This is a genomic window from Hoeflea algicola (assembly GCF_026619415.1).
Taxonomy (GTDB): domain Bacteria; phylum Pseudomonadota; class Alphaproteobacteria; order Rhizobiales; family Rhizobiaceae; genus Hoeflea; species Hoeflea algicola.
The window spans coordinates 2551610-2563981 of sequence record NZ_JAOVZR010000001.1 but is presented as its reverse complement, the minus strand read 5'-3'; the positions used below and the strand labels follow the sequence as shown (position 1 = coordinate 2563981).

11 protein-coding genes and 2 pseudogenes are annotated in these 12372 nt (G+C 56.6%); 11 read left to right on the top strand and 2 right to left on the bottom strand.

The window, feature by feature from the left end:
* Positions 1 to 38 precede the first annotated feature (38 nt).
* From OEG84_RS12565 to OEG84_RS25525, 4 genes and pseudogenes are all read left to right on the top strand, one after another.
* Complete coding sequence (locus OEG84_RS12565; RefSeq protein WP_267654083.1) at positions 39 to 1274, top strand: ROK family protein; 1236 nt, start codon at positions 39 to 41, stop codon at positions 1272 to 1274.
* Positions 1275 to 1279: 5 nt separating this feature from the next.
* A complete protein-coding gene (locus OEG84_RS12560) occupies positions 1280 to 2215 on the top strand; it encodes a sugar phosphate isomerase/epimerase family protein (RefSeq protein ID WP_267654082.1) in 936 nt (311 codons plus the stop codon).
* Positions 2216 to 2665: 450 nt separating this feature from the next.
* A pseudogene (locus OEG84_RS25530) lies at positions 2666 to 2878 on the top strand (transposase); the annotation flags it as partial.
* 58 nt (positions 2879 to 2936) lie between these two features.
* Positions 2937 to 3170 carry an integrase core domain-containing protein gene (locus tag OEG84_RS25525; RefSeq protein ID WP_425602848.1) on the top strand — a complete coding sequence of 78 codons (234 nt, stop codon included), beginning with the start codon at positions 2937 to 2939 and terminating at the stop codon, positions 3168 to 3170.
* A 149-nt stretch (positions 3171 to 3319) separates the two neighbouring features.
* Here OEG84_RS25525 and istB read toward each other — a convergent pair whose 3' ends face one another.
* A complete protein-coding gene (gene istB, locus OEG84_RS12550) occupies positions 3320 to 4078 on the bottom strand; it encodes an IS21-like element helper ATPase IstB (protein WP_267652424.1) in 759 nt (252 codons plus the stop codon).
* Between the two features lie 12 nt (positions 4079 to 4090).
* Complete coding sequence (gene istA / locus OEG84_RS12545; RefSeq protein WP_267652423.1) at positions 4091 to 5620, bottom strand: IS21 family transposase; 1530 nt, start codon at positions 5618 to 5620, stop codon at positions 4091 to 4093.
* A gap of 371 nt (positions 5621 to 5991) precedes the next feature.
* Between istA (OEG84_RS12545) and OEG84_RS12540 the strand changes: the two genes are divergently transcribed.
* From OEG84_RS12540 to istA (OEG84_RS12510), 7 genes and pseudogenes are all read left to right on the top strand, one after another.
* Positions 5992 to 6579, top strand: coding sequence for a TetR/AcrR family transcriptional regulator (locus OEG84_RS12540; protein WP_267654081.1), 588 nt, complete (start codon positions 5992 to 5994; stop codon positions 6577 to 6579).
* Between the two features lie 219 nt (positions 6580 to 6798).
* On the top strand, positions 6799 to 7041 hold the full coding sequence (locus tag OEG84_RS12535; protein ID WP_267654080.1) for a hypothetical protein: 243 nt from the start codon (positions 6799 to 6801) through the stop codon (positions 7039 to 7041).
* Positions 7042 to 7044: 3 nt separating this feature from the next.
* Positions 7045 to 8202, top strand: coding sequence for an iron-containing alcohol dehydrogenase (locus OEG84_RS12530; protein ID WP_267654079.1), 1158 nt, complete (start codon positions 7045 to 7047; stop codon positions 8200 to 8202).
* A 12-nt stretch (positions 8203 to 8214) separates the two neighbouring features.
* Positions 8215 to 9249: an NADP-dependent oxidoreductase gene (locus tag OEG84_RS12525; protein WP_267654078.1), complete on the top strand. Its 1035-nt coding sequence runs from the start codon at positions 8215 to 8217 to the stop codon at positions 9247 to 9249.
* A gap of 11 nt (positions 9250 to 9260) precedes the next feature.
* Positions 9261 to 9938, top strand: coding sequence for a type 1 glutamine amidotransferase domain-containing protein (locus tag OEG84_RS12520; protein WP_267654077.1), 678 nt, complete (start codon positions 9261 to 9263; stop codon positions 9936 to 9938).
* A 537-nt stretch (positions 9939 to 10475) separates the two neighbouring features.
* A pseudogene (locus tag OEG84_RS12515) lies at positions 10476 to 10662 on the top strand (transposase); the annotation flags it as partial.
* A gap of 180 nt (positions 10663 to 10842) precedes the next feature.
* Complete coding sequence (gene istA / locus OEG84_RS12510) at positions 10843 to 12372, top strand: IS21 family transposase (RefSeq protein ID WP_267652423.1); 1530 nt, start codon at positions 10843 to 10845, stop codon at positions 12370 to 12372.

Sequence of the window (12372 nt, the reverse complement as noted above, 5' to 3'; positions counted from 1 at the left end):
ACGCAGCCTTCGTCTCAAGGCTTATTAGGGGATGGCATATGCCTAACGACTGGCATCAAACCGAGGTTCAAGGGCGCAATGCAACGCTCGCGGGAACAAATCTGGAAAATGCTAAGCAGCACAATCGCCGTGTGGTTCTGGAGGCGTTGCGGTTGCACGGAGAGTTGTCGCGTGCGGATTTGAAGAGACTAACGCGGCTCTCGACACAGACGGTCTCGAATATCGCCGATGAATTTATCGAGCGATCGCTTTTCGTTGAGTCTGACAGGCGCCCGACGGCAAGAGGCAAACCACCGAGAATGCTCTCGATCAACGCCAAGGGAGCGTATTCGATCGGGCTTCAGCTCGATCACCGCAAACTGATCGGCGTGCTTTTGGATCTTGGCGGAGAAGAGCTCGCGCGGACCCGCTTTGATGTGTCGCACCCCAATCCCGAAGAGGGGTTGCCTGCCTTGGAACAGGCTGTCGCCGAACTGATTACCAAGTCCAAAGTGGAACGCTCACGGATTTGCGGTATCGGGGTGGTGATGCCCGGCCCTTTCAACGTCAATGAAATTGCCGCCAGCGGTCCCACAGTCCTACCGAATTGGCAGTCATTTCCATTGGTTAAGAAGCTGTCACAGTCAACGGGATTGCCGGTTTATCTGGAAAACGATGCAACCGCCGCGGCGATGGGAGAATCATATTTCGGGGCGGCCAAAGGCATGCGCACTTTCGCCTGTGTGTATATTGGTACCGGCCTCGGTGGTGGCTTGGTTATCGAAGGCAGACCCATTCGCGGCAAGAATGGCAATGCTGGTGAAATCGGTCATGTGTCGATATTTCCTGACGGGAAGGCCTGCTATTGCGGGAACACAGGCTGCGCCGAGCAGTATCTCTCCCTGCATTCGGCTTATGAATGTTTGGGATTAAACAGCGCGACGTCTAATCCCGATTCTCTTGAAACAGCATTTGAAAACCGGGAACCAAAACTTTTTGAATGGATGCAGACGGCAGGATTGACTTTGAAACTGATGATCTTGGGGCTTGAGAATACTTTGGACCCAGAGACAGTCGTGATCACCGGCTATATGCCTGAAAAATTGCTGGATCAAATATTGCGGGTCATGGAGCCGTTGGCTCGCAGTGTTTCTGCACATGATGATCGCGAAATTCCGCGTGTCCTCATAGGAACTGCGGGTGATGAGGTGGCGGCTTTGGGTGCTGCGGTGTTTCCGCTTCTTCAATCGTTCGGTTTAGTGGCGCCCGTTTTGGGGGCGCCAAATGGAGGGTAGATGACATGACAAACAAAGCTCCCGTAAAGCTTAGCGTAAACAATGGCTTCATGATGAAGAGGTGGCCTGAGCCTCAGATCTGGGCTGACCTTATAGCTCAAGAGCTTGAGATCACTGATGTGCAATTCTCCCTCGATCTTGTAAATCTCGAATTCGGAGCGAAGTCTCTGGGACCTGCAACGCGCGAAATCCTTACTGCCTGTGCACAGTCAGGTATTGAGATTTCCAGTGTGTTCTCCGGACTCGGGCACTATTGTCAGAACCTGATGTCGCACCCCGAAAAGGGGCGCCGGCTTGAGGCTTTTGAACAATACAAGCTGGCAATTGATTTCACTGCTGCTTTGGGTGTCGACACGTTCGGAGGCCATATGGGTGCAATGAGTGTCCGAGATCATGGCGATGAGGCACGCCGTGCAGCCCTGCATGACGAATTGATGGAGCTTGTCGAACAACTTGCGCTTCACGCTGAGGGAGCTGGGTTGAAGCATCTACTTTGGGAGCCGATGCCAGTTGCCCGAGAATGGCCAAGCACTCTGGAGGAGTGCCATGAGCTTTCAGCAAAAATGCAGAAGCTTCCCGGTGCGCAATTGGGACTTTGTCTCGATGTTGGGCATTGCTGCCGATACGATTTGGGTGGGGAAGATAGTGACCCATATCGTTGGGTAAGGGAGTTGGCTCATGTCAGCCCGATCATCCACCTACAGCAAACAGACGGGACGCGTGACTACCATTGGCCATTCACAGAAGCAAACAACGAAATCGGCATAATTCATCCAGAACCTTTGCACGAAGCAATCGCACAAGCTGAAAATTCGGTAATTACACATTTGACGTTTGAAGTGTTTCCTGCATTTGAACAACCTGATGATGCTGTGATTCTCGATATGAAAGCCAGCTGCGATTACTGGCGTGGATGCGAGATAGTCAATGAACAAAAATAGGGTTCACATGGGCTGTTTTCCTGAAGGGAACCTTAGACCATACTGAAGAACTAACCTTTTATCGGATTTTCTAATGGTCGGGAGCGTGACGAATACTTGAATGCGTACCTGTTCGAAAGCCTATGGTATGCCCGCCATCTGGTCGCGGGGTGGCTCGACGATATTGATCAGTACGAATGCTCGCCTGCGGACATCCGAAATCCGTTCGTTGCGAAGCGCCGGAAGTGCCTCACTGGGAGGGGGTTAAACTATGCACCTCGGCGACATTCGGTGATGTCGGATTTGCGTTGGTCGCCTTCTGGATGGCCAGCATTTCGGCTCGGTCGCGTGCTTGGTTGATGTCACCCAAGACACTCCCATTGTTGGTTTATCTGGGTGTCGGCGTGGCGCTAACAATCGGTTTTGAATACTACTATACCCAAATTGCACACCGCTGGGCCTATTGCTGATGGGCAATGGAGACCGATCATCGAGGTTGTCAGGCGTTGCGACGACCACAAGGGCTTCAAGGTGCTTCCGCGCCGCTGGGGTGTCGAACGTACCTTCGCATGGCCGGAAAAGTCCCGCAGGTTGGCGAAGGGCTGAGAGAAATCCATCCAGCGTTCAACAGCATGGACCCTCATAGCCCATATCCTCATCCTAATGCGGCACCTGGCAAGGTACTTCCATAATTGGAAAACTTTTGAATCGGACTCTCAAAGACGAACTGCTCTGCTAGGTCTTGTTCTCATCATTGCCCCTTGCTCGGGCGAGCCTCATCAAATGGCGGCTCGACTACAGTGACAGTCGACCGCACTCACAACTCGGATGGCAAACACCAGACGAGTTGGTCACCACCTTCAACCCGCTCCAGGAACTGGCGTTGCGCAAAATCGAACGCTACGCGCCATCGCCGGTCGCATCAACCGTCTGTCAAGGCAAAAATAACGCCGGAAACGAACTCAACGCTGGATAAAAGCTGGGGGCAAGGCCACCGCGCGGAGACTATTTCAGCCACTGCGCATTCCGGAGTATCCGGCCGGCCATTCCGATAACATCCGGCCACCTAAACCGGGGTATCCGGCCACCCTTATATAGCGGCTGCGAGGCCTGATGATTTGGTTATCAGGATTGGATGCTTTCGTCACCTGTTCCGAGTTTGGTTTTCCTCATGCTCTGGCCGTCGAGTTCGACGCGATAGGCGTTGTGTACGAGGCGATCGAGAATGGCATCGGCGAAGGTGGGTTCCCCGATCACGTCATGCCAGGTGTCGATGGGCAATTGGCTTGTGATCAAGGTTGATCCAACCTCGTATCTGTCCTCGACTATTTCCATAAGGTCACGACGCTGACTGGCATTGAGGCGATCCGGTCCCCAGTCGTCCAGGATTAGCAGTTGAGTTTTGGTAAGGGCCTTGAACAGACGCGGAAAGCGTCCGTCACCATGGGCCAGTTCCAATTCATCAAAGAGACGTGGCATGCGCTTGTACAGCACAGTGATACCGTCTCGGCAGGCGGCTTGCGCCAGAGCGCAGGCCAACCATGTTTTGCCAACGCCGCAGGGGCCAGTGATCATCAGGTTGCGCTTGTCCTTGATCCAGCGCCCGGTCAGCATCTGCTGGAACATGGCTTTGTCGAGGCCGCGCCGCGACTTGTAATCCACGTCCTCCGGCGAGGCACCGACGTGGCGCAGTTTTGCTGTACGCATGCGGCTTTCAAATCGCCTCGTCTCACGACTGGCGGTCTCTCGATCAATGAGCAGCCCAAGCCATTCAGCGTGGCTAAGCCCGGCTGTGCCGTCCTGTTTTTGCATCTCGGCAAAGGCTTCTGCCATGCCGTCGAGCCTGAGTGTTTTGAGCTGATCCAGCGTTGGGTGATCAAGCATTCTCTATCCTCTTCAATGGAAGTAATCCGCACCACGGATATTGGGGTGAGTGATCGCAGGGCCGTCCGTGGTGGGTTCGCGGCGCTGACGGTCCAAACCATTCTTCAGAATGGAATGCAGGGATGTGTAGGAGTGGGCGTTGATCTCAAGCGCACGCAAACAGGCGGCATCCAGGCGCTCCCGCCCGAAGGTCTTGGCCAGCCGTAAAACACCGAGGCACGTTCTGTATCCTTGTTCGGGATGTTTGCGCTGGCGCATGATCACATCGACAAAGACCTCAACATTTGGGCCGATGCGCACAGCTTGCCCGCGGATACGCTGTGGCGTCCAATCCTCGCGGAAGCGATGATGGGCGGGCATGTGATCGCGGATCGTGGAGTGCTGGCGATTGCCCGAGGTTCTGGCGTGAGAGGCAACGCGTTGCCCATTAAAGTATACCTCTACGGTGCGTGCGGTGATCCTTGCCCATAGTTTTTGCTTCAGCAACTGATGCGGCACCGAGTAATAATGGCGGCCAATATCGACATGGTAATCGAGGCCCGCGCGGCACTGCTTCCATTCGGCATAAACATAGGCCTCCATAGACAAGGGCTTCAGAGCGGGCCGATCCAGGCGTTCAAACAGATCGCGGCGGCTTGCACCAAGATGGCGACTGACTTTGCCGTTGAGCTGATCCAGCAATGGCCGGATGGCAGCGTTCACCTCATCAAGGCCAAAAAAGTGCTGGTTGCGCAGCCGCGCCAAAATCCAGCGCTCGGCCAGCAAAACAGCGCCTTCCACCTTTGCCTTGTCTTTCGGCTTTCCAGGCCGCGCCGGAACGATGGCGGTATCGTAATGTGCCGCCATATCACCATAGGTGCGATTGATCTCAGGATCATAAAAACAGGCCTTGGTGACGCCTGCCTTGAGATTGTCTGGAACCAGCTGCGCAGGCACGCCACCGAAGAACTCAAAGGCACGCACATGGCTGGATACCCAGTCCGGCAGGCCCTGTGTCCAGCTGGCTTCGACATAGGTGTAATTGGACGCTCCCAGCGTCGCGACAAAGATTTGTGCGGTGCGCACCTCTCCCGTTTTGGGGCAGACAACATCAACTGTCGGGCCCGCGTAATCGACAAACAGCCGCTCGCCTGCAGGATGACGCTGACGCATCACCGGAGACAGCTTGCCTTCCCAGCGGGTGTAGAGCTCACAGTATCGGCTATAGCCGTATCCATCGTGATGAACCCCGCGATACTCCTCCCACAGCAGCGACAGCGTCACGCCCTTGCGCCGCAACTCGGCATGCACATGCGCCCAGACAGGCTGAGGAACCGCGCGACGGACATCGCCGGGGCAAACGGGAAACAGGCGGTTCTCAAGGTCGGCGTCCGACAGATCAGCAGACAGAGGCCAGCTCAAACCTTCCAGATCAGCGCGCCGAAAATATTCCGAAATCGTCGCACGGGCCACGCACAGGCTTTGCGCCACCTGGCGGCCTGAAAATCCATCCGCCCGAAGCCGCAGGGCTTCCCTTATCTTCCGCATAGGCAATCTCTTCATAAAGGGCTCTCTCCATCCAAAGGAACGGAACAGTAGCCCTGTTACAGATCGCCTCGCAGCAGCCTAAACTGGGTTGAAATGGGGGTGGCCGGATGCCCCGGAATCCCCGGCCGGATCAAATCGGAATGGGTGGCCGGATGCTATCGGAATCAGTGGCCGGATCGTCCCGGAATACGCACACTGTGACCTGTCGGCTGCAAAGGGCTTCCTTAATTTGGCGATTGCCCGCCACGGCCGCCCGGACCTTCGTCACCTTTTCGTCGATTGAGGAGATTAGGTGAGGCTCATGTTACCAGAGTATGGCCGGGTGGCCTCCTCGAATAAATATTTTCGCCCCTAGACGACCGGTCTAATTGACCTATATGCACTGCATGGAACCGCAAAAAGATACCCGTTCACTGATATTGTCCACAGGCCGCCGCCTTACGGCCAAGCGGGGCTACACAGGTGTTGGCCTCAGTGATTTGCTAAAGGAGGCTGGCGTTCCGAAAGGTTCGTTTTATCACTACTTTCCGTCGAAAGAAGCCTACGGATGCGCCGTGTTGGATGACTTCATCCAAGAATACAACGCGCGGCTAGGCAGTTCGCTCAGGCAACCGGAGATGGATGCGAGGACGCGGTTCCTTGCCTATTTCGAAGATTGGCACCGCAATCAGGTAAGCCCCAATCCCGAAGACCGTTGTCTGGTGGTTAGATTGTCAGCTGAGGTGGCTGACCTGTCCCCAACAATGAGCAGGATTTTACAGCAAGGCGTCATCGGCATTGTTGAGCATCTGGCCAATACTCTAGAGGAGGGCGTCGCAGATGGCACGATTGGCCCGCTTGGCGATCCCAGTGCCATGGCGGAAACGATCTATCATATGTGGCTCGGGGCTAGTCTCGTTGCTAGCCTGTCGCATGATGATGCGTCGCTTAAATCCGCAATGCGCGCCACGCAGGAGCTTATTCCTCGCCTTTGAGGTGCCGCAATAATTTGTCCGCGGTCTTGCCGAGCGGTCTAATAATGAATGGATAGACCATGAAGATTTTCGACACGACCGCCGCACCGGCAACGGGCGGACGCTCAAGAACCTCAGCCTAAACCACGGCCGCTTTTCGATCCGCCCGGACAGCGGAAAGACCGGTTTAAACCTCGAACAGCTGTTCGCGTCTGTTCTGCAGCCTGTTTTGACAGCCCTATGGACCTGACCACAACGCAGCCCACGCTTGATACGATTGGGGCAAAAATTTCGATCGAAATGGGGATCAGCCGACGCGCAGAGGGCGGTTACGGGCCTGATCTCGACTTCGCTACTTACGGTCCGAGCATGACCCGCGACGGCGCACAGCGTCTGATCGAGGTGACACGTCAGCTTGGCTCTTACTCCAACGCCCGCGGAAGCATCGACATCCGCCTGCCCATTGAAACTCAAGGAAACTGAGAAATGAAGAATTTCGACTTTCGCAATCCAACACATATCCTGTTTGGCAAGGGCCGCATCGCGGACCTGAAGGATCAGGTTCCCGCGGACGCAAAGGTGCTGATCCTCTATGGTGGTGGCAGCGCGGAACGCACCGGCGTTCTGGCACAGGTGCGCGCAGCACTTAAGAGCCGCACTATAGTCGAATTCGGTGGGATCGAACCAAACCCGCGTTACGCGACGGCGTTAAAGGCGGTTGAGGTGATCGCCAATAATGACATCACCTTCTTGCTTGCCGTGGGCGGCGGGTCGGTGATCGACGCCACCAAATTCATCGCAGCAGCCACGCTGTATGACGGCGATGCCTGGGACATTCTGACCTCGCGCGGATCTGTTGTAAAACGGGCAATGCCTTTCGGCACGGTGCTGACCTTGCCTGCAACCGGGTCGGAGATGAACTCGGGTTCCGTGATCACCAACCCTGAGAAGGGCGCGAAACTGCCGTTTATGAGCGCCGTCACCTATCCGGTGTTCTCGATTCTCGATCCAGAGCTCACCTACACCTTACCCCCGCGTCAGATCGCCAACGGCGTGGCTGACGCCTTTGTTCATGTCATCGAACAGTATCTGACCTATCCGTCCGCTGCGCGGGTTCAGGACGGTTTCGCTGAAACCCTGCTGCGCACTTTGATTGAGCTTGGGCCGAAGGCGCTTGAAACCCCGAATGACTACGACATTCGTGCCAACCTGATGTGGACAGCGACGCTGGCCCTGAATGGTCTGATTGGTGCCGGTGTGCCGCAGGACTGGGCGAGCCATATGATCGGGCACGAGATTACCGCGCTCAACGATACCGACCACGCCCGCACCCTTGCGGTCGTGTTGCCCGCGCTGATGAACGACCAGCGTGGCCCCAAACGCGAGAAACTGCTGCAATATGCTGCCAATGTCTGGGAAATCCGCGACGGTTCGGATGACGCACGGATTGATGCCGTGATCGCAGCGACACGTGAATTCTTTGAGAAGATGGGCATTAAAACCCGTCTCGGCGATTACGACATTGCCGCGCCTGAAATTGATCGCATCGTCGCTGCCTTGCAAGATCACGACATGACTGCGCTTGGCGAACATAGCGCCATTGCCCCCGACGATGCCCGCCGCATTCTTGAAACCGCTTTGTAGGAGAAAATGGACATGACACAGACCGAAACCATCAACCGTCAACTTGTGTTGGCACAACGCCCCAAAGGCGAGCCAACGAAGGACACCTTGAAACTTGTCGAGGCAGCTATCCCTTCCGCAGGTGCCGATCATATGCTCTTGCAGACTGAATTCCTGTCGCTTGACCCCTATATGCGGGGCCGGATGAGCGATGCTCCGTCCTACGCTGCACCGGTCGAAATCGGCGATGTGATGGTTGGCGGGACTGTTGCGCAGGTCGTCACCTCGAAAGTCGAGGGCTTCGCGCCGGGTGACTGGGTGCTCAGCTTCAACGGTTGGCAGGACTATGCCCTTTCGGATGGCTCGGGGGTCACCAATCTCGGCAAATCACCTGCGCATCCGTCTTGGGCGCTTGGCATCATGGGCATGCCGGGCTTTACTGCCTGGGCCGGCCTGACGCGAATCGGCGCACCACTACCCGGAGAGACCATTGCTGTGGCCGCCGCGACCGGCCCTGTCGGCGCCACTGTCGGCCAGATTGGAAAACTGCTCGGCTGCCGCGTTGTAGGTATCGCGGGCGGAGCGGAAAAATGCGCCTATGCGGTCAATGAACTGGGCTTTGACGCCTGCATCGATCACAAGGCGGATGACTTTGCCGAGCAGCTCGCCAAGGCCAGCCCAGACGGTATCGATGTCTATTTCGAAAATGTCGGGGGAAAGGTGCTGGACGCGGTAATTCCGCTTCTGAACCCCAATGCACGGATGCCGGTTTGCGGGCTGGTATCGCAATATAATGCCACCAAGCTGCCCGATGGGCCGGATCGGATGAACTGGCTAATGGGGCAAATCCTGCGCAAAAAGATCAAGGTACAGGGCTTTATCATCTTTGACGATTTCGGCCATCTCTATCCGGAATTCGCCAAGGAAATGAGCGCCTGGATCGAAGGCGGCAAGATCAAGTACCGCGAAGAGATCATCGACGGGCTGGAGAACGCCCCCGACGCCTTCATCGGTCTTCTCAAAGGCGAAAACTTCGGCAAGCGCGTGATCCGCGTTGGCCAGAACTGATAGGACATACCATGAAAATTCTGATGGTACTGACATCGCACGATCAACTGGGCGACACCGGCAAGAAAACCGGCTTCTGGCTGGAAGAGTTTGCAGCACCCTACTACGTCTTCAAAGATGCAGGGGTCGACATCACGCTGGCCTCGCCCAAAGGGGGCCAGCCGCCGATTGATCCGTCCAGCGATGATGACGGCGCGCAGACCGACGACACCCGCCGGTTCAAGGGTGATGCCGAGGCGCAAAAGCAGCTTGCGGGCACACTGAAGCTGTCCGATGTGACCGAAGATGGCTTTGACGCGATCTTCTATCCTGGTGGACACGGCCCCCTGTGGGATCTGGCCGAAGACGCAGACAGCAAACGCCTGATTGAGGCCTTTGCCGCCGCTGATCGCCCTGTCGGGGCGGTCTGCCACGCCCCCGCCGTGTTCCGCCACACACTGGGCACGGACGGGAAGCCGCTGGTTTCAGGTCGCCGCGTGACCGGCTTTACCAATACCGAAGAGGAAGCCGTGGGCCTGACCAAGATCGTGCCCTTTTTGGTTGAAGACATGTTGAAAGCCAACGGCGGCACCTACGAAAAGGGCGACGATTGGACGAGTTTCGTGTTGCGCGACGGCAAACTGGTGACCGGCCAAAACCCGGCCTCATCCGCCGCCGCCGCACGAGAAATCCTCGCATTGCTGACCTAAGGCAGGTCGCGCCAAAATGGATTCATTTGAACGATAACGTATATGCATCAGTTCGAAGAGTTACAGCGCCGCGCATCCAATTGGATGCGCGGCGCTGTAAGTGCCTGTCCAAGAACGGTTGAGACTGCCTGTAAGGTTGAGTGAAGGGCGGCAATCAGATTCTTTGTGTTTTGCGACAAATTTGGAGGGATCGAATGGCCTGGGCATCCTTCACCGACGGAACCATGGCCGGAGCAGCCTGCGCTACGCAAGCGACTTGACGGATCGGGAAAGCGAAGGGCTTTTGCGTTCGATGTTTGATATGTTGTGATTGGACCTGCCTTGCGGCGTTGGTGGCATCTGGCGTTTTTGTTGGAACCATGCGGGCATTTCAGGGGGTGTTTCAATCGTTCGGCGCTGCAGAATTACAAGTCACTGTGCAATCACGCCCTCGCAACCAAAATCATGACGAATTGTCCCAAATCGACGCCCTCACGGGCGTTTTTTGCGTTCACAATAGTTGCGCTAAGAAGCCGCTTGTCCTCGCCCGGCAGGCAATTGCGCAGCAAGCGGCTAAGAGGGGGCATTCTGGAGGCGCATCAGCCGGGGCTGGGTGCGAAGGAGCCATGACGTCAGCGATACGGCCTTCGACAAGTGACGTGCGAAGTTTGGCGGCATGGAAGGGTCGGACGCCAAGAAGCTGAAGGCGCTGGAGGCCGAGAACTCCAAACTCAAGAAGCTGCTGCCTGCGTATTCCGGGACGATCCGGCCACTGATTCCGATAGCATCCGGCCACCCATTCCGATTTGATCCGGCCGGGGATTCCGGGGCATCCGGCCACCCCCATTTCAACCCAGTTTAGGCTGCTGCGAGGCGATCTGTAACAGGGCTACTGTTCCGTTCCTTTGGATGGAGAGAGCCCTTTATGAAGAGATTGCCTATGCGGAAGATAAGGGAAGCCCTGCGGCTTCGGGCGGATGGATTTTCAGGCCGCCAGGTGGCGCAAAGCCTGTGCGTGGCCCGTGCGACGATTTCGGAATATTTTCGGCGCGCTGATCTGGAAGGTTTGAGCTGGCCTCTGTCTGCTGATCTGTCGGACGCCGACCTTGAGAACCGCCTGTTTCCCGTTTGCCCCGGCGATGTCCGTCGCGCGGTTCCTCAGCCTGTCTGGGCGCATGTGCATGCCGAGTTGCGGCGCAAGGGCGTGACGCTGTCGCTGCTGTGGGAGGAGTATCGCGGGGTTCATCACGATGGATACGGCTATAGCCGATACTGTGAGCTCTACACCCGCTGGGAAGGCAAGCTGTCTCCGGTGATGCGTCAGCGTCATCCTGCAGGCGAGCGGCTGTTTGTCGATTACGCGGGCCCGACAGTTGATGTTGTCTGCCCCAAAACGGGAGAGGTGCGCACCGCACAAATCTTTGTCGCGACGCTGGGAGCGTCCAATTACACCTATGTCGAAGCCAGCTGGACACAGGGCCTGCCGGACTGGGTATCCAGCCATGTGCGTGCCTTTGAGTTCTTCGGTGGCGTGCCTGCGCAGCTGGTTCCAGACAATCTCAAGGCAGGCGTCACCAAGGCCTGTTTTTATGATCCTGAGATCAATCGCACCTATGGTGATATGGCGGCACATTACGATACCGCCATCGTTCCGGCGCGGCCTGGAAAGCCGAAAGACAAGGCAAAGGTGGAAGGCGCTGTTTTGCTGGCCGAGCGCTGGATTTTGGCGCGGCTGCGCAACCAGCACTTTTTTGGCCTTGATGAGGTGAACGCTGCCATCCGGCCATTGCTGGATCAGCTCAACGGCAAAGTCAGTCGCCATCTTGGTGCAAGCCGCCGCGATCTGTTTGAACGCCTGGATCGGCCCGCTCTGAAGCCCTTGTCTATGGAGGCCTATGTTTATGCCGAATGGAAGCAGTGCCGCGCGGGCCTCGATTACCATGTCGATATTGGCCGCCATTATTACTCGGTGCCGCATCAGTTGCTGAAGCAAAAACTATGGGCAAGGATCACCGCACGCACCGTAGAGGTATACTTTAATGGGCAACGCGTTGCCTCTCACGCCAGAACCTCGGGCAATCGCCAGCACTCCACGATCCGCGATCACATGCCCGCCCATCATCGCTTCCGCGAGGATTGGACGCCACAGCGTATCCGCGGGCAAGCTGTGCGCATCGGCCCAAATGTTGAGGTCTTTGTCGATGTGATCATGCGCCAGCGCAAACATCCCGAACAAGGATACAGAACGTGCCTCGGTGTTTTACGGCTGGCCAAGACCTTCGGGCGGGAGCGCCTGGATGCCGCCTGTTTGCGTGCGCTTGAGATCAACGCCCACTCCTACACATCCCTGCATTCCATTCTGAAGAATGGTTTGGACCGTCAGCGCCGCGAACCCACCACGGACGGCCCTGCGATCACTCACCCCAATATCCGTGGTGCGGATTACTTCCATTGA